Raw genomic sequence first — 18,875 nt, 5'->3', positions numbered from 1 at the left:
TTGACTAGATTTTATCGCAATTAATTGATTTTATTTAGATTTCTTAATAGAACGACACATAAAAATGGTAGATATTTTTTTCAATTCACGCTAAATAGTCCCTTACAAGTAATAAATCATTATAAAAAGTGTTCCCACTCTATGCCTATCAATCTAACAGAACAAGTCGCTCCAAAAACGCTAAAAATGAACTTCGGTACTCATCCTAGATAGAAAAAATACCGTTTTTTCGTTATGGGGCATTTTATTTTGGTAGCTTAATATTGATGTGGCGGTACCCCTATATATTAAAACACCTGCTTTACACGGAGATGCTTGTACTGTTTTTGATTGCATCAGGAGTATAGGCACGTTATAATAGTCACCTAATTATATGTAAAGAGGTGCAGAAAATGAATAAGACAGAATTAACAAAAGTAGTAGCAGAAAAAGCAGAACTTACACAAAAGGATGCAGCTGCAGCGACACAAGCTGTATTAGATACTATAACAAATGCGCTAGCAAATGAAGAGAAAGTACAGATTCTTGGTTTTGGTACATTTGAAGTGCGTGAAAGATCTGCACGTACAGGACGTAACCCACAAACAGGTGAAGAAATGCAAATTGCTGCTTCAAAGGCACCTGCTTTTAAGGCTGGAAAAGAATTAAAAGCGGCAGTGAAATAATAATACATAGTGAAACAGGACCTGATATATGAATATCAGATCCTGTTTTTTATTTAGTGGATTCTACATTGTCCGGTTAATTATTATTCATCTAAATACATTAATACTACTAATGAATGAGCACCGCTAAGACGTTAAATAATAATAATCCATTCATGTGTTCTCACACCCCCTATCTATAAAATAATTACAAAACACATAGAGTTTAACTATTTTAGAGTATGCTTAAAAAATATGATAAAAACTTATCCCTAAACTGAGGACACACAAGACAAGCGCAGGTATTGCCTTCTTAAAGGGATCTCTCGCTAATACAATAAGAGTAAGTGCAGCTGCAAGCATCGTACCGCCTAATAACAATCCTGCCAATAAAGCTAGTATTGGAACCCAAATCCCTATCAACATTCCAATCGCTCCTACAATCTCAAAAGCTCCAGTTAAGAAATTAAAAAAAGAAGGTAAACCAAATCGTTTGAACTCATCTGCCATTTTCCCGGATATAATTTTCGTTCCTGTCATTAAAAAGAACACAAACAACACAACACCAGGAAAAGACATTCCAAATATGGAACGCCTTCTTTTATTTTATAAAATCATTCACTTAAATCTATTTTCCAAATATACCATTCAACACTCTGAAATATTCTAATTAACACAATCACTCATTTAACTAAAGATATTGGTTAATTGCATAACGCTCTTCTGACTTTTCTTGCGAAAATTAGTGGATCATCAACGTCTTCGATATTAACGTAAATCAAATTTGGATCATCACATAACCACTCATTGTGTATAGACGAAACTATTATTCCTTGTTTAATAATTGTAGCAACAAATTCAGTGACTTCCTTTTGTAAGAGCGCTATCCGGCCTAGACATAATGCCCGTCCAGTTTTATTATCTCTTGATTCGAATGAAAAAGAAGTCGTTACCCTAAAACGTTTTCCCAAGATTGTTGCTTGTATTTCATCCCGATTTATTGTTACCACGCATTTCCCACCGGCGAATCCTTTTTGACCACCGATAATTCTTGCAAACTGTTGACAAATTGATTCATCATTAATTGTCATACCTTCAATCATCTCCCTTTTACTGTTAGGTTATGAATTCATACATAGGTCTGAAACGGTAATGAATCTATTTGGTTACAAAAAGATGATGGCAAACTAACGAAATCTGTTAGCCAAATTATTTTTGATCATATGAATTGTTACCAGAGTCTAAATGATGTATATAATATTCATTCTTAATTTATATAACATCTTATTATCGATAGTATCCAAGGAATCTAGCTTTGTCGTTTTAGAGATGTTTCAAAATCTTAGCTTGATGGGCATGAGGTAGCACCAACAAATCGCTTAGTGTTGTAAATCTGTATTTTCATAATTCTACTCCATAAAGAAAAGATGACCTATTTAATACCATCTTCCATTTTTCTTTTAGTGGAAATGAAAGTAAATTTCTATTCAAAAGTTTACTTTGGTAAATACATAAAAATCAAAAATGCAATTTAACAGAACCGACAACAAAAAGAACCACTTTCTGTTAGAGAGTGGCTTTGTATAAGTACCATTACTACATATTATAGAGCTCGTATGTAAGTAATTACTTACATGCATATTTCCTTTTTCACTGGAAGAAGAACCCTTATTCCATTACTTTCTAATCATTCTCGTTAAAGCCATTCCAAGAAATCCAACACCCATTCCTATCATCCATCCAGTTTGGGCACTTCCTAACATAGATCCCACTCCTCCACCAAGAAACATGCAGCCAACGAATACTAATCCTCCAATTCCCCAGTTCGGCCGATCCATAATTCAATCACACCCTTTCAATAAAACATATGCTATTAGCTAACTAAACTTTCTTGCATATGAATGGATGGAACGTTTTAATGGTGTGGTTACGAAGTATATAGACAACTATTTGTTTTGGTTTCGTTTTTTATAATTGCATAAGCAATTGGACAAGAATTTGCGAAGAAAAACAATGGTGTTGGAAGCTTGTAAGCAAGTGAATTTTATGACAACGGCAACATTATCAGTCCAGCTTATTTAAAACAGGAAAATCCCGTATTTCATAAAGAATACGGGATTTTTATAAATAAGTTTATTTTGTATAAGTAACACTTAGTCGAAAGAAGTTCATTAGTTAAGTATTACTTATCTAATTAAGAATAATTTATATTCCAGTCCAAACATCTTTTCCATATCGCCCTTCATGTTGCAAATGATCCAACCAATTCCTTGCCTCTTTTTCACTGACTTCATGAATTTCTTGATATGCTTGACAAAGGGTATCCTCTACATCCGGAGCCATTTTACTTCCATCACCACATATATAAAGATGAGCTCCATTATCTAATAACGAAATTAAATTGGTTCTATCTTGTTTTATTAAATGCTGTACATATGTTTTTGGATATCCTTCTAAGCGAGAAAAAGCTGTGTGTAAAGAGATTAATCCATCTCTTTCATCATTTTCCAGTTCTGTACGATAGAGATAATCCTTTTCAGGATGACGACAACCGAAATATAGATGCGCTTGTCCTAAGTTAATACCTTTTTGCTTTTGAACACGACGCGCTTGTAAGAATCCACGGAATGGTGCAATTCCAGTACCTGGCCCAACCATGATAATTGGTGTTTCTGGATCTTCAGGTAATTGAAAGTTTGATTGTGGTGTTCGAATGAAACAGATAATCTCATCTTTATTATTACGCTGAGCTAAATAATTAGAAGCAACTCCTTCATATGTCCCTTGTCCACTCCATGCAGGTGCATTAACAACACCGACCGTAATACTCAGACGATCCTGTGCAACGAGTGGAGAGCTTGAAATAGAATAGTAACGCGGTTTGAGCGCAGGAAGAAGTTCTAAAAAGCGTTCAAATCGGATTTCACAAGCTTCATACTTTTCAAGAAGATCCAACATCGAAATACGTTTTTTTAATATTTGTTCATAATAAACTCCTTCTTCCAATAATGATTCCAATTCCTTTTTATGAGGAGGACAAGCTGTGAATGTCACCAATTCCCGTATTTGTGCTCGAGTGGCCGCTTCCTGAACTTCAACACTATAACTAAGAAGGTCAAATAAACTAATAGGACTATCCAAAGGTATGTGATTTACAATGCGCCCACTTGCGCTCAGTATAACTTGATCTTTCCCGTTTAATCCAAAGCGTTTTAAAACTCGGTTGACATTTTTCTGGCTATTACTTGGCAGCACCCCAAGGTGGTCTCCTTCTTGATAGGTAGCACCTTCTGGCAAAGATATCTCGATATGTCGAGTGCTTCTATCACTGCTAGATAATTGGAGTTCACGATTTTCCAGTACAGATGCATAAACTGCTTCATATGTCCGCGCAAGAGGAGATCCCCCAAGACGACTGACGAATTGTAGACTCAAAGTACTGCGCTCTTTCTCCACATTTTTGTTGAGTTCTAATCCAAATGCCTTCATCGCATCAGACCACATGCTTTGTTTCCATTGCTCGAGTTGTTCCTCGAAATCACCACTTGCATCCGCTTCTCCACGTGTAGAAAATCTTGTTGCTCCTTTTTGAGCCATTTGCTCATCAATGTATCTTGGAATCCGCTGATAGGTACTAGCCCAATTATGATCTCCACAACCAAAAACTGCGTATTGAACACCTTTTAGCTCATCCGGTTTTAATTCCTCCAACCACTGCACAAACTGCCCCGCATTACTTGGCGGCTTTCCATTATAAGAAGAAGTTACAATAAGAACTGCTCCTTCTTTTGGCAGACTTCCAATTCGATCGTTAAGAGCTACCACTTCCGTTTGAACACCTTCTAAACTAGCTGTATCTGCTAGTTCTCTTGCAATACCTTCTGCTACCCCTGTATCCGAGCCATACAGAACAAGAAGCGAAAGATTATCGGCTCCAATAATAGAAGGAGTCTTCTGAACTTGCTGCTTGATTTCATGTTCTTTCAGCTTCTCCTCTATAGGTGCAAGGACAGTAGGATGGCTGATAGTTTGATTTCGGGGTAGAATCCTAATCTTAAAATCACCGGGCTTTAGCGTTAATGTTTGTTTTACGTCCAGCTGATAGTCTTGATAATCGATTAATTCAAAATGTTGAAGAAGCATTCCCATTACGAGAGTGGCTTCATGAAGTGCAAACTGCATACCGATACATGCTCGTTGACCATTTCCAAATGGCTTATAAGCATGATGAGGAACCTTATCCGGCTCTTCAAATCGTTCAGGTTGGAATTCTTCCACATTGTCTCCCCATGCGTCTTTATCCCTATGTAGCTGTGGAATAAGAACAGAAATACGATCTTCTCCTTTCTTAATTGGGTATTTCCCACCAATCACTGTATCTTCTTTTGCATAGAGACTGAATGCTGGAGCAGTAGGCCATAGACGTAGCGATTCATTTAAAATCATCCGTATATACTTAAGTTTCATAACTTGTTGGTATGTTGGAGTATGATCTGTCAAAACCCGATCTACTTCTTCATAGGCTTTTTTCAATTTATCCGGATTCTTTAATAAAAAATAGATTGCAAAAGATAACAATCCACTTGTTGTCTCATGCCCAGCTATTAAAAAAGTGATAATTTGGAAACGAATATTTTCATCATCTAATTTTTCACTAGTTTCCGGATCCTGCACATTTAACATACGGGAAAGTAAATCATTTTCTTCCTGATTTCCATTCCTTTTACGTTCAGCAATAATATTATCTACTAAAGAAAACATGGATTGGATATCATGCTGAAATTGACGTTTCGTTCTCCACATGAGTTTGTCTTCTATATCCAGTCGCTGTAATTGGTGCATCGCCTCATCTAGAGCACGGCTCATGCTAGTGATAAAAGGATGAGAGGTCTCACGATAAAAGCTATTAAATCGGTAATTAAAACCACATAGACCAATTGTATCCAATGTAAGGCGGGTCATATCCTCCGGAACATCCACATTTTCATTCGGATTAAGTCGTGCCCATTTTTGAACGAGTTGTACGGCAATATCAACCATCATGGCATGGTAATCTTTCATTGCCCGTTGGCTGAATGTAGGCATCAAAATATTATGAGCTTTTTTCCAGTTAGGCTCGTGAGTCTCACTTGTAAATAATCCGTCCCCAGCAAAGGCACGAACCTTTGCTAAAGCACCATCTATACTTTTATCGAACCGTGTTTCGTCACAGACTTCTGCTACCAGTTCATGTCCAGAAACGACAATGATGGCATCACTTAAAGTTTGAATTCGAAAAATGGGACCATACTCTTCCGCCAGCTTAATAAACGATAGAGTCGGTTTATCTTTATCGATTAATGGGAGATTACCCAGCAGTCCATATGTTTTCGGCTGAGGAATGGCTGATACTTTTTTTTCCATTAGAAACACCCTTTCAAAAAAGCATGAAATAAAATATCCCATTCAATAAAGAGAAGATAGCAATGAATCGCCTGGGATAAAGATATGTAATTGATTACCTTATTTATCTTTTCCCTAACTATTCATGATTATGATATTGCTTATAAGGTTGGTAATCTAAGTTGTTTGTTGGCATTAGAGTTATAACTGGCAGAAAAAAATACTAACTTAAAATGAAGCGAATTATTATAATTGGAGCATTATACTGTTTATCAGAAATTGAAAGCAGATATCATCTCTTGTATTTGTTTATAAATCAAATTCCACACTAAAAACTCCCCACATATTTTGATCAAACTTTATTTTAAAGCTACAGTTGCGCTACATACCCGTTAAGCTAAGTAAAACGAGTACCCCAAAATAAAGAAGTTGACGAGCTTAAGATTGTAGTATTTGAAAAACCGGTAGTTTCTAATGTCTAGTTAAACAAATACGATAAGCAAGTATACTGTGTTACTAGTGAAAAAGGATCTGATATGAATATCAGATCCTTTTTCACTATATACAATTATTTCACTGCTTCTTTCAGTTCTTTTCCAGCTTTAAATACCGGCGCCTTAGCAGCAGAAATTTGCATTTCTTCATAGTCTAACTAATCAGCAAAAAACTTGTAGGAATCATTATCTAGAGTTTTATTTTTCTCTACCGATTTAACCTCTCGACAGCTTCCGCGCTTGTATCTACACGTTTGACGAAAAAAACTAATAGTAGTGCAACAACATTCATGCCAAGCGCTACATAGAATGAATATTGAATTCCGGATAATAAAGCCTTCTGAGTTAATATTGCCTTCGTAGTTTCTGTGAAGGTTGTTGGATCTACATCAGACATTAGACTTTCAGCTTGTGTTGTTGTTACAGAATTCATAATCGTAACAAGAATAGCAGTACCAATCGAACCGGACACTTGTTGAGCTGTATTATTAACAGCCGTACCGTGCGGATTTAAGCGAGTTGGCAATTGATTAAGACCGTTTGTCATAAGTGGCATCATCACCATTGCCATCCCAAACATCCGCAGTGTGTAAATAAGAATAATATGTGTGTGACTAGAGTCAATTTGCAGGTTTGCCAACATATAAGTTGAAACAGCTGTAATGGAAAGTCCTACTATGCCAAGAAGCCGAGGGCCATATTTATCAAATAGTTTACCTGTGATTGGTGACATAACCCCCATTATTACTGCACCCGGAAGCATCATCAGCCCAGAGTTCAGCGGCGAAATGCCACGGACGTTTTGTACATAAGCTGGTGTTAAAATCATACCTGAAAACATGGCCACAGCGTTGACAATTGCAATTACAGACGCAAGTGCAAACATTGGGTACTTGTAAACACGTAAATCCAATAACGGCTCATTCATTTTTAATTGACGGATAACGAAAGCAATTAGGGCAATAGCGCCTATGATTAAGGTTGTTAAGACAACTGTATCCGTCCAACCACCTGAGCTTGCAGAACTGAATCCATATAACAAACCGCCAAAACCGATAGAAGATAATAGTAATGAGAGATAATCAAGTTTTGCATTTTTGTTTTGTTTCATGACATTCTCAGATTTCCAAATCCCTAACAGTAAGCTAATAATCGCTAACGGTAAAATCATTTCAAAAAGCAAACGCCAGTCATAATACTCTACAATATAACCTGATAGTGTCGGTCCAATTGCTGGAGCTGTAATCATAACTAATCCAAAAATCCCCATTGCTGTTCCTCGTTTTTCTCTTGGGAAGCTTACTAGCATAATATTCATTAACAAAGGCCCCATGACTGAAGAACCTGCTGCTTGAACCATCCGGCCAGTAAGTAATAAACCAAAGTTCGGCGCTAAAGCTGCTAAGGCAGTACCAAGAATAAAAATTATCATGGATGTAATAAATAAGCTCCTATTTGAGAAGCGGGTTATTAAAAATGCTGATGCTGGAATTAATATACCACTAACAAGCATATACCCTGTAGAAAGCCACTGAATCGTTGAATAATCTTTAATGCCTAAATCTTTCATTATTGATGGCAAAGCTACATTTAAAAGCGAGTTATTTAGAAATGAAACAAATGCCCCAATAAAAAGAATTACAAGCATTAAATATGGTGGGTTTCTTTTATGTAATGTTTCACTCATATATTTGTTTGCTCCTTCATTATAAATTTCATTGATTAGTTTAAATCGTTTGCATATCTGTACAAAAATACTTTACCCTCGCAGTATTTTGCCAAACTCTTCAAATAGATATTCTCTTTTTAGCAATTCCATTTTCTCAACATAACATTTTAAATCTTCTTCATTGACTAAACCTTTATAAACATTTAAATAAGATTTTGAATGCATTTATAAATGAGCTTGTTTTGAAAATGAAAAAAGGAGACGCTATACTGCGTTTGTTAACCGAAATTAAATTAGGGCTGAAATAAACAAAAGAAGCAATTGAAAATGCCCTTCTAAAATAAGTCAAGAACCTAGAAACTTTGGTAATTGAAAGTGGAAATGTTAATAAGTCTATATATCATTATATATATATAGACTTATTATGCAAAAAAACCAATTAAGGGATTAGGATTAGATAAAATGCCTGTTACACTAGAACTTATTCTTTTCATTCTTATAGCAATTAGTGCTGTTGGCTATTTGATAATTCATTGCTTGTCCTTAACGTCGGAAATGTTAAATGAAAAATAAGCTATTTAACTTACAAGAAATAAGCATTTCTTTGTAAAAAAGTTTTCTTATCATACGAAATTCCTAAATGGGTGAGAAAAGCTGAAAATAGATTAACCTTTAAAGAAGTCTTTGTTACGCAAAAAGAAAGGTTCTAAAAAATCAAAAGATAATTAGATTACAAATTGCAAGACTCTATGAAAAAATTACGAACAAACGAATGAACTTTCTTCACAAAGTTTGTCGTTTAGATTTTTTTCCTTCACTTGATAATAAATCAACAAGTCCACGCACCCATTCCTTTAAATATGGGCTTGTAGATCTAGTTATTTAACCATCCATAAAAAGGAATATTACATAGGCTAAGTCTAACATTACATTTTTAAAGTGAGGGGAATAAGCGTATGCACCAATATTGGTATTTGAATTCAAAGGGGAACGGGCAACTATATAATAACCAAATTTCAATATCATCATTATATTCACAGCCCCAAATAACCAAAGCTGAGGGAATAAATAGTCTTGGGATTCCTGAGAATTGGAGTTTTCGAATCTATCCGGTTGGCTGGAATTCATCAGCCGATTATACTGGTTTCAATTCCCAAACCTCCCCCTTCTCTTGGGCCCAGCCAATCAATTATGCAGGGATGATGCCCCAAGGACATCCTGCTAGTTGGGCTCCATTAGCCGGCCATGCAGGTTTCAATTTTCAAAAATCCCTCTTCCCTTGGGCCCACCCATTCAATCATACGGGGATGTTCGCACAAGGGCATCTTGCCGCTTTGCTATCGCCGCCAGCCAATCCTTTTAATTTTAGTACCAATAACTGGGGTGTTTTTGGAAACCCTGCAGGCTGGGGAGGACAGGTAAATCCCATGGGATGGGGGAATAACGGAGGTAACGGCCAGCCGGGAATGTTTGGAAACTTACTTACAGTAGGAAAAAGCACCATGAATGGAATAGGAATGATTAGTAGTCTAATTGGCATGGGCAAGTTCTTCTTTTAGTTAATTAGAGCGAGAGAATAGGTCCGTATCCCAGACATTTCAACAAAATATTTCCTTTTCCATTGATTTGATCTTCTCAAATTTCTTTTTATAAGCTAATATCTTTTTTGAAATATCTAATGGATCTGGGCAAAACATAATAAAAAGTACAATGCCAGCTAAAATAAATGCTGTTGCTGATAAAATGAATAGGCCTGCAAGTGATGGAACACCAATAAAAAGAGCAAAATCTCCCATATACTTTTATTCAGATAACTTCTCACCTGTAACAATCCCAAACAAAGTGGCTGCTTTTTTTCTGTTAATTGAGCATACCGATTATCTCCCGCCATTACTTCTACTTTATACTTAGAACTAATCCAAATTTGATATACCACAGCTTTCGCTTCTATTTCGGTGTTTCTATTATGTAATTAAAGTTTTTTTGACACTTGATCATTATAAATTTAAATGGAGGCTTATTTTCCGCATTCTTATGTGGCTCAACAATTTCCGTAGATTCTATCAGTCCATATTTTCCAAAGTCTTGTTTTACCGAGTCAATATCATAAAAATACATTTTTACCCCTTCCATTATCTCGAAGTAGTCTTTACCCAGTTGTTTGCCCTTTCCAAACATTGGGGCTTCTTTTGAAATAGTAGTAAAAATCATATATCCGTTTGGTTTTAATTGGTTATAGCAATCTTTAATAAACTTCTCCCTCTCATCCTCATTCAATAAATGAATCAGTGCATAACAAAATATACCGTCATACAGTTTGTTATCAAAAGGCATATCAGTTACTGAACCATGGAAGAAATCAGCATTAAGTTCATTTTTCCTTGCCAGTTCAATCGCTGTTTTAGAAATTTCAATACCTGTTACACGTATTCCGTTATCAATAAAAACCTTTGCATTTCTTCCATATCCAATACCAGGAATCAATATATCCTTCACTTTCTTTTCAAGGAAAAAGTCCTTCGTCAAAATTGCGGAGTCTGAAGCTTCAAATCCCCACATCATTTGATTTTCTATAAAACTCGCTTCCCAAAATTCCGTCATAGTTCAATCTCCTTTATAAACATGTATATCGTTGTTTACTAATAAACGTTGAAAAAACATCGCATATTCACGAAATTGTATCAAATTTCAATGTTAATTCAAAACAAAAAGCATTGGATACCCAATGCTTTTTTACCCTTACGCAAATAAAGACGTATTCGCATATAAAGCTGGTGAACCACCTGAATGTACGAATAAAATATTATCTTCTTTATTAAATTTACCTTTTCGAATTAAGTCAATTAGTCCCGCTACTGCTTTACCTGTATACACAGGATCAAGTAAAATACCTTCTGTTTTCGCAAGTAACTGAACTGCTTCTACCATTTCCGCTGTCGGTAACGCGTAACCTGGTCCTACATATTCATCAAAACATGTAACAGCTTCACGTGAAATAGAGTTTTGGATACCAACGTGAGCTGAAGTTTCCGCTACAAGTTTTGCAACTTTCTCTTCTTGCTCCGCTTTTCCTCTACTTACGTTGATTCCGATTACAGGGATGTTATTTTGCGTTCCGGAAAAACCAGTAATTAAACCAGCATGCATACCAGCGCTACCGCTTACGCAAACAACTGAACTGAAATCAATTCCTTGCTCAAATGATTGAGCCATAATTTCTTGCGCACAAGCAACGTATCCCATTGCGCCAGTAGGGTTTGATCCACCAACTGGAATTACATATGGTGTATTACCTTTTTCACTTACTTCTTGCGCTACTTTATGCATCTCTTCCATAAGGTCTGTTCCGTTTGGCACAACAATTACGTTTTCAGCACCTAATAAATGATATAAGAAATAGTTTCCGTTAAAGTCGGGCTTTTCTTCTAGCTCAAGCCCTTCTTCTAACACAAGAATACATTTCATTTTCTCTTTTACCGCAGCTGCAAGTGTTAAACGGCAATGGTTAGACTGAATACCTCCTGCTGTAATTAACGTATCTGCACCTTTCGCCTGTGCATCTGCAACTAGAAATTCTAACTTTCTCGTCTTATTACCACCAGCTGTTAAACCAAGTAAATCATCTCGTTTAAAATAAATGGTTGGTCCACCAAGTGCCTCAGAAAAATTGTTTAACTTTTCAATTGGTGTATGTGATTCTGTATATTTTTTCCTCGGAAATTTAGCTAAATTCATTGTAACGCTCCTTTTGTACTTCTTTCACAATATATGTAACCATACTATTATTACATGTAAAAATGATGAAGTCATCTTTCTGGATTAAAAATGTATTGAAATTCGGTAAATGAAATTTATATCGGCGATAATTCAAATTTATCGACTATTCGACATAGAATATCGACTTACCGACAAAAAACAACATAAAAACCCCATTTCTCATCAATCAAAAAAGAACCCACACATTTAAATGCGGGCTCTCTCCAATCACTTATTTTCCGAAAAACGAAGAAGCTGTGTTAATCCTGGCTCTAAATTCATTTCTCCTTTATGGCGTACATATACAATTTTGTCCCCATTAAATTTTGGTGGTTTTCCTGGATTATACGTATACCACTCGTTCGTTCCTTCTATAGAGTACTCCATATATTCTGTTGCACCAACGATTATATTTTTACTATCATCAGCCGTTACATTTGGTGCCATTTGTGCAATTTTCGCATCACTAATTAATAAGTTCTTTATGCCCTTATCACGTTTATAATCATAAGCTGTCACAACTACATCGTTACCGTACGCTTTCACTTGCAATCCTTGTTTGAAAGAAGAACCATCCGGAGCATGAATCTCGCCGCCATTTGGACCAGCTGACCTCCATCCTGTTTCAATACCGCCCGTATTTACAACCGTAAATCCTTTTTCATCTCCGCCTGCAATTTTCTTTTTACCAGCCCAGTCCGGTAAATTTAAATCCCAATGCGTATGACTCGTGAAGAAAACAACTTGCGGATAGTCTTTTAAAATATCGTACAATTTATCTACATTTAAATAATCTTGTAAGTATGGTGATTGCCTTGATCCAGATACCGAATCAGGTAATACGTGATGAGAGAAAATGAAGATTGGTTTATTTTTATCTTTTTGGCTGTAATCTTCTAAATTTTGTTTTAACCAACCTAATTGTTCCTCACTTAAATACACTTGATCTGACATTTTTGAATCATGGTACCTCATATATTTTTCAGTTCCTAAAAACAAAAACGGATAACCGTCTAATTCTTTTTTATGATATACCTTTTCTTGCCCGCTAAATTGCAAGTAGCGGTTGAATAGTGTTTCTTCCGGTACACCATTTGGCCATGTATTTTGAGCTAATGTTCCATCAGCTTTCCATTTCCCGGCATAAAACTCATGATTCCCAACCGTTGACCATACATTCTCCGGATGCTTATTTTTGTTTAACACACGCTTCACATCATCATATTGTGACTGCTGTCCAGTTGGCGTTATATCCCCATTCATAATAAGCGCTCTAGAAAGTGGCGTCACTTTGCTCATATCTTTTAATACGTGATCAAAATCCCCTAAATCCCCTTGAATATCACTAATAACGTTAAAAGTTGTAGCTGATTTTCGAACTTGCTCTTTCCCTTCCGCATGCGCTGAAAACGTCGGTAATAATGCCGCCACAACAGCTAATGAAGCAACTGCCTTTTTCATACAATTTCTCCCCCTAATAATAGAATGTATAAACTGACATGTTCTGCTTTCTCTTAGGTGCTTGTCCAATTCACATTATAAGGAGGGATTGTAAAGATAGATGGAGTAAAAATTTAAGTATTTTTTAAGAGATTTTGTCTTTTTTACACTATCCGTTTAACAATTGGCGTCAATTTTTCTATTTACCTATTGATATTAACTGAATGTAAAGTTATACAATCAATCGCTTAGTTTGATATGTTGTGTTTTAATCTACTTTACACACTCTCAATAAAATACTTTACCTTTTCAAATTTTCTTCATTTAATTCGAACAACTCTGGTAAAACGAAATTCCCATCTTTTCTAATCAGTACGTCATCAAACCAAATTTCACCCCCGCCATACTCTGGCCTTTGAATATTTACTAAATCCCAATGTATCGCTGATTTATTCCCGTTGTCTGCACCTTGTAACGAATCTCCAATTGCTAGATGAAAACTACCATTTATTTTTTCATCAAATAACGTATTATTCATCGGTTGTAATATATAAGGATTAAAAGCTAGTGCAAATTCTCCAATATATCTTGCTCCCTCATCCGTATCAAGAATTTGATTTATTCGCTCTGTATCGTTTGCGTATACCTCTATTATTTTCCCATGCTTAATATGTAACTTTATATTTTGAAACGCAAAACCTTGTTGAACAGATACTGTATTAAATGTTATTACTCCATTTACTGAATCTTTGACAGGTGCTGTATATATTTCACCATCAGGTATATTATCTGTGCCATCTCCTTTTAAAACACCAATTCCTTCAATTGAAAATTTCAAATCTGTACCTTCCCCAATAATCTTTACTTGTTTTGTCTTTTCCATTAATTCTTTTAGCGGATCCATTGCTTTCGACATCTTATTATAATCTAGCGTACATACATCAAAATAAAATTTTTCATAAGCCTCAGTACTCATATTCGCTTCTTGCGCAGAAGCTGCATTCGGAATTCGAGTTGTCACCCATCTTGTTTTATACACTGCTTCACTATGAGCTTTTCCAAATATCTTTTGATATAATTTCATTTTTTCTGATGGTACATCTGCTAATTCATATGCATTTCTAGGACTACGGAGATTAATATATACTTGCATCTTACTTAAGCGATAACATTCCCAATCTGCAAATAACTTAAATTGTTCTTCTGATCCTGACAAAATCAATTGCCTCGTAACAGAAACGTCACGCATTGATACATGCGCATATCCCCCTGCTTTTTCAACAGCTTTAATAATTTCGCGAACTACCATAGGATCTATTTCAGTAACACTTTGAATCAACACTTGATCGTTAGGTTTAACTTTAGTCAAATGATTCACTAATACATCTGCTAATTTAGATAATTCTCTCCTCATTAAACTCTTCTCTCCTTTTTGATCCTAGCAATAGATATAAAATAAATAATTAGAAAAACAATATATAAATTCCAAACACCCGGAATCACTGCTATCCCAAAGTAAAAAGATCCTGGTAACAACCAAATGCTACAAGCAATCATAAAAGTCTTTTTCCTAGCAACTGCCGCAATTACTGCCAAAAAAGAAGGCAGCAAAAATATGAAAAATACAGTGATATATACTTCCTTATCAAGCATTTGATTGCTATAAGGGTTAAAATATAGAAAAATAATTGAAAGGATAAAAATACCTATAGCTGCAACTACCCCATGCCCATCAACTTAAGAATTTAGAATTCCCCCCAAAAATTATGAGTTTTTTGTTACAAGTTATCACAAAATTTCGTTTTTGGGGTAGTTTTATTTTCTTAGCTTGATTGCGATGAGCGGTACCCCATAAAGGCCCCTGATACATAATTGATGTTCTGCCATTTGTAGAAAACAATCCACTTATACCATTTTAACAAGAAGAAATATCTCGTCCATGTTGTAATATTGGCTTACGTTAAGCTTGTGAAAAAATCATATTCATGTATAATACAATTGATGTATGATACATTAGTTGTAGGAGGGTGACCTTTTTGAAAAGAGAAGATGCCTTAAAACTAAGAACAGATATTAAGAAAATGATTATAATAACTGGGGTTTTTGAATCTCAAAATTTGCCCAATGGACCATTTGAAAAACCTTTACCAACTTCTCAAATGATGGCGTTAGAGGAACTAGAGGTGGAAAAATTAACTGTTTGGCAACTATCCAATAAACTTAGATTAGAGACTTCAACTGTAAGTAGATTGGTAGATAAGTTAGTAAAAAAGGGGCTTATTTATCGTGAAGTAAATGAAAAAAATAGAAGAGAACTTTTTCTGCACCTCACAGAAAAAGGTCACATAACTGTTAATTGCTTAAGAGAGCAATCCATTACATTTTATCAAAGTATTCTCAATAATTTATCAGAATCAGAACAAAAAATAGTTGTGGATGGTTTTGAATTATTTATTGATTCTATTTCTAAGCCTTTTGATTAGAGTGAGGTAAATCATAACATTTGGAGGATAAAATGAGTTTGGATTTTGAACGTCCTATTATTGAATTAAAAGAGAAATTTGATGAATTAAAGAAAATTATGAAAGAAAATAATGTAGATTTATCGTCAGAAATTCATGTATTAGAAAAACGTTTAAATAAAATGCAAGATAAAATTTATTCTAATATTACACCTTTTCAACGAGTTCAAATTGCAAGGCTACGTAACCGGCCCACGACATTGGACTATATACCTTTATTGTTTACAAACTTTCTCGAACTTCATGGTGATCGATTATATGGTGATGATAAAGCAATGATAGGTGGTATTGCAAAATTTAAAGGGATGCCCGTTACGGTTATTGGTCATCAAAGAGGTAGAAATACAAAGGAAAGTATAGAAAGAAATTTTGGAATGGCACATCCAGAAGGTTATAGAAAAGCGCTAAGACTTATGAAACAAGCTGATAAATTTAATCGCCCTATTATTACATTTATTGATACAATAGGCGCCTATCCAGGGAAAGGGTCTGAAGAACGTGGAATTTCTGAAGCGATAGCTCGAAATCTATTTGAAATGGCTACACTTAAAGTGCCAATTGTTTGTATTGTAATTGGAGAGGCATCAAGTGGTGGAGCTCTTGGCATTAGTGTCGGTAACCATATCCATATGTTAGAGTATTCATGGTACTCGGTAATTTCGCCAGAAGGAGCAGCATCTATCCTATGGAAGGACGCTAAGTATGCTCCAGAAGCTGCTGAACATATGAAAATTTCAGCAAAAGATTTAAAACATTTAGGAATTATTGATGAAATCATTCCTGAAATTAAAGGTGGAGCACAAAATGATATAAAATCACAGGCAAAAATGATTGAATCTGTAATCGAATCATCTCTAAAAAAATTGATACTATTATCCTCGGAAGAGCTTATACAACAGCGATATGAAAAGTATAGACAAATAGAGAATTATAAATGAAAATATTTAAAGTCCGTATTACATTTCGGAGGATTCTCGCAAAAAATTCTAAATATTTTGTAAGTAACCTCTTAAACTGGGATATGCTGATACTATTACTCTACAAAAGATGTGTGATCGGTATGGAAAAGGAAAATTTGTTCAAATGGAAGCATTATCAGCAAGATATTATTTTGTTAACTGTACGTTGGTACGGTACAACTTAATTTTTCGTGATTTAGTAGAAATGATGAGGAACCAGGATTATCCTACCATTATGCTAGAAATATATATGTTATATTTTCTTTTCCACTACCTTTGCACCAGAACCAAAAAATACGCTATTCTTTCTGTAGAATCATAGGAAAGGATGGCGTTTTTGTATGTATCTATCAATTTCTGACGAATTACAATTATTTGCTGAAGAATTATATGAACATCTTACCCCTTCATTTTTGGAAAATCTCGCTAGAGAGCTAGGTTTTGTAAAACGAAAACGTAAATTTTCAGGGTATGATTTAGCTACTATATGTGTCTGGATTAGTCAACGAGTAGCGAGTGATTCATTAGTCCGATTGTGTAGTCAGCTACATGCATCAACAGGAACTCTTATGAGTCCTGAAGGACTAAATAAGCGCTTTAATAAAAAGGCAGTGTTCTTTTTGAAACATATTTTCTCCACATTATTAAAAAATAAAGTTTGTGGAAAGTCAGCAATTCCAAGTGCTTCACTTACCTATTTTCAGCGAATTCGTATTTTAGATGCAACCATTTTTCACGTACCAAAACACTTGGCCAATGTATATCCTGGATCAGGTGGTTGTGCACAAACAGCGGGTATAAAAATCCAGTTAGAATATGATTTACATAGTGGTCAGTTTTTAAATTTCCAAGTGGAACCAGGGAAAAATAATGATAAAACCTTTGGAACAGAGTGTTTATCAACATTACGCCCTGGTGACCTATGTATTCGGAATTTAGGCTATTATTCACTGGATGATTTAGATCAAATGGATCAACGTGGTGTGTACTATATATCGCGACTCAAATTAAACAATAGGGTATATGTCAAAAATGAATTTCCTGAATACTTTCGAAACGGAACAATAAAAAAACAATCTCAGTACATCAAAGTTGATTTAGAGCACATCATGGATACCTTAAAACCAGGACAGTCCTATGAAATAAAAGAAGCTTATATTGGAAAGGATAAAAAACTATTTACTCGGGTGATTATGTATCGATTAACAGAAAAACAACTTCGTGAGCGTATGAAAAAACAAGTGTACACAGAAAGTAAAAAAGGGATTACATATTCGGAAAAAAGCAAACGATTAGCTGGCATGAACCTATATGTTACCAATACACCTTGGGAGATTGCTCCGATGGAACAAATCCATAATTTTTACTCTCTCCGCTGGCAAATTGAAATCATTTTTAAAACTTGGAAATCCTTATTTCAAATTCATCATTGGCAACATATTAAACAAGAGCGATTAGAATGCCATGTTTATGGAAAACTCATTGCCATTTTTCTATGTTCTTCTACTATGTTTAAGATGCGACAATTAATTTTACAAAAGAAGAAACAAGAATTAAGTGAATATAAAGCAATTGGAATGATTCAAGATCACTTATCGAGTTTGTATCAAGCCATACAACAAAACATCCAAGAAATAACAAAGATCCTAATCAGCCTGTTCCACCTCCTACAGAAGAACGGAAGAAAATCTCATCGATATGAGAAGAAGACTGTTTTTGATATTATGGGTGTTGTTTATGAGTATAATGGGTTGAAAAAACAAAAGAAAGTTGCATAATTTAAAAAAGGAAACCCGTTAGGGTTTATTTGGTATGCATATTATTAAGAGTATGCTTCTATTTTAGGAATGCTTTACCTCCACAAAATGAAAGTACACTTTGTTTTCATTTTTAAGTTGATGGGCATGTGCAACTACCCCATCGCTATCAAGCTAAGCTCATGTAATGTCAATGATAAGAGAGATTGTTTCTTTTTTTCGAAAGTCTATATGTAGGTGCTTTAAAGATTT

At 35.0% G+C, this 18,875-nt stretch carries 14 protein-coding genes and 3 pseudogenes; 6 read left to right on the top strand and 11 right to left on the bottom strand.

Annotation, left to right across the window (positions count from 1 at the left end; all coding sequences use genetic code 11):
• Positions 1 to 392: 392 nt before the first annotated feature.
• Positions 393 to 665 (top strand): HU family DNA-binding protein, encoded by a 273-nt coding sequence (locus tag ACFVQC_RS18510; RefSeq protein ID WP_098141724.1) that lies wholly within the window; start codon positions 393 to 395, stop codon positions 663 to 665.
• A gap of 225 nt (positions 666 to 890) precedes the next feature.
• On the opposite strand, the gene ACFVQC_RS18505 is transcribed toward ACFVQC_RS18510, so the two are convergent.
• The 6 genes and pseudogenes from ACFVQC_RS18505 to ACFVQC_RS18480 form a co-directional block, all read right to left on the bottom strand.
• A complete protein-coding gene (locus ACFVQC_RS18505; RefSeq protein WP_377895047.1) occupies positions 891 to 1,223 on the bottom strand; it encodes a DoxX family protein in 333 nt (110 codons plus the stop codon).
• 125 nt (positions 1,224 to 1,348) lie between these two features.
• The gene (locus ACFVQC_RS18500; RefSeq protein ID WP_219919241.1) at positions 1,349 to 1,747 is read right to left on the bottom strand and encodes a DUF1259 domain-containing protein; all 399 of its coding nucleotides are present in this window, start codon (positions 1,745 to 1,747) and stop codon (positions 1,349 to 1,351) included.
• A gap of 573 nt (positions 1,748 to 2,320) precedes the next feature.
• Positions 2,321 to 2,482 carry a hypothetical protein gene (locus ACFVQC_RS18495; RefSeq protein ID WP_002146781.1) on the bottom strand — a complete coding sequence of 54 codons (162 nt, stop codon included), beginning with the start codon at positions 2,480 to 2,482 and terminating at the stop codon, positions 2,321 to 2,323.
• A 367-nt stretch (positions 2,483 to 2,849) separates the two neighbouring features.
• Positions 2,850 to 6,047 carry a bifunctional P-450/NADPH--P450 reductase gene (cypD, locus tag ACFVQC_RS18490; RefSeq protein WP_377899170.1) on the bottom strand — a complete coding sequence of 1,066 codons (3,198 nt, stop codon included), beginning with the start codon at positions 6,045 to 6,047 and terminating at the stop codon, positions 2,850 to 2,852.
• Positions 6,048 to 6,594: 547 nt separating this feature from the next.
• Positions 6,595 to 6,669: pseudogene (locus tag ACFVQC_RS18485) on the bottom strand (HU family DNA-binding protein); the annotation flags it as partial.
• Between the two features lie 59 nt (positions 6,670 to 6,728).
• Positions 6,729 to 8,207 (bottom strand): DHA2 family efflux MFS transporter permease subunit, encoded by a 1,479-nt coding sequence (locus tag ACFVQC_RS18480; RefSeq protein WP_377898875.1) that lies wholly within the window; start codon positions 8,205 to 8,207, stop codon positions 6,729 to 6,731.
• A 938-nt stretch (positions 8,208 to 9,145) separates the two neighbouring features.
• On the opposite strand from ACFVQC_RS18480, the gene ACFVQC_RS18475 reads away from it, so the two are divergent.
• Positions 9,146 to 9,748, top strand: a complete 603-nt coding sequence (locus ACFVQC_RS18475; RefSeq protein WP_377898874.1) for a hypothetical protein — start codon at positions 9,146 to 9,148, stop codon at positions 9,746 to 9,748.
• Between the two features lie 81 nt (positions 9,749 to 9,829).
• Here the strand turns inward: ACFVQC_RS18475 and ACFVQC_RS18470 are convergent.
• The 5 genes and pseudogenes from ACFVQC_RS18470 to ACFVQC_RS18450 form a co-directional block, all read right to left on the bottom strand.
• Positions 9,830 to 9,985, bottom strand: a pseudogene (locus ACFVQC_RS18470) (MFS transporter); the annotation flags it as partial.
• Positions 9,986 to 10,136: 151 nt separating this feature from the next.
• Entirely contained in the window at positions 10,137 to 10,790 is a 654-nt protein-coding gene (locus tag ACFVQC_RS18465) for a class I SAM-dependent methyltransferase (protein ID WP_377898873.1), read from the bottom strand.
• Positions 10,791 to 10,928: 138 nt separating this feature from the next.
• Positions 10,929 to 11,924, bottom strand: a complete 996-nt coding sequence (gene cuyA, locus ACFVQC_RS18460; protein ID WP_377898872.1) for a D-cysteate sulfo-lyase — start codon at positions 11,922 to 11,924, stop codon at positions 10,929 to 10,931.
• 249 nt (positions 11,925 to 12,173) lie between these two features.
• Positions 12,174 to 13,406: a DUF4073 domain-containing protein gene (locus tag ACFVQC_RS18455; RefSeq protein WP_377898871.1), complete on the bottom strand. Its 1,233-nt coding sequence runs from the start codon at positions 13,404 to 13,406 to the stop codon at positions 12,174 to 12,176.
• A gap of 280 nt (positions 13,407 to 13,686) precedes the next feature.
• Positions 13,687 to 14,799: an aminopeptidase gene (locus ACFVQC_RS18450; protein WP_377898870.1), complete on the bottom strand. Its 1,113-nt coding sequence runs from the start codon at positions 14,797 to 14,799 to the stop codon at positions 13,687 to 13,689.
• Positions 14,800 to 15,421: 622 nt separating this feature from the next.
• Here ACFVQC_RS18450 and ACFVQC_RS18445 point away from each other — a divergent pair.
• From ACFVQC_RS18445 to ACFVQC_RS18430, 4 genes and pseudogenes are all read left to right on the top strand, one after another.
• The gene (locus ACFVQC_RS18445) at positions 15,422 to 15,868 is read left to right on the top strand and encodes a MarR family winged helix-turn-helix transcriptional regulator (RefSeq protein WP_000817662.1); all 447 of its coding nucleotides are present in this window, start codon (positions 15,422 to 15,424) and stop codon (positions 15,866 to 15,868) included.
• A gap of 32 nt (positions 15,869 to 15,900) precedes the next feature.
• Positions 15,901 to 16,845, top strand: a complete 945-nt coding sequence (locus tag ACFVQC_RS18440; protein WP_016091897.1) for an acetyl-CoA carboxylase carboxyltransferase subunit alpha — start codon at positions 15,901 to 15,903, stop codon at positions 16,843 to 16,845.
• A gap of 122 nt (positions 16,846 to 16,967) precedes the next feature.
• A pseudogene (locus tag ACFVQC_RS18435) lies at positions 16,968 to 17,086 on the top strand (IS6 family transposase); the annotation flags it as partial.
• Between the two features lie 121 nt (positions 17,087 to 17,207).
• A complete protein-coding gene (locus ACFVQC_RS18430; protein WP_377898869.1) occupies positions 17,208 to 18,644 on the top strand; it encodes an IS4 family transposase in 1,437 nt (478 codons plus the stop codon).
• Positions 18,645 to 18,875 lie beyond the last annotated feature (231 nt).

The sequence above is a fragment of the Bacillus sp. NPDC057893 genome (genome assembly GCF_042796455.1).
Taxonomy (GTDB): Bacteria; Bacillota; Bacilli; order Bacillales; family Bacillaceae_G; genus Bacillus_A.
The sequence above is the reverse complement of the archived record's forward strand: the minus strand, read 5'-3'. Positions and strand labels throughout refer to the sequence as shown.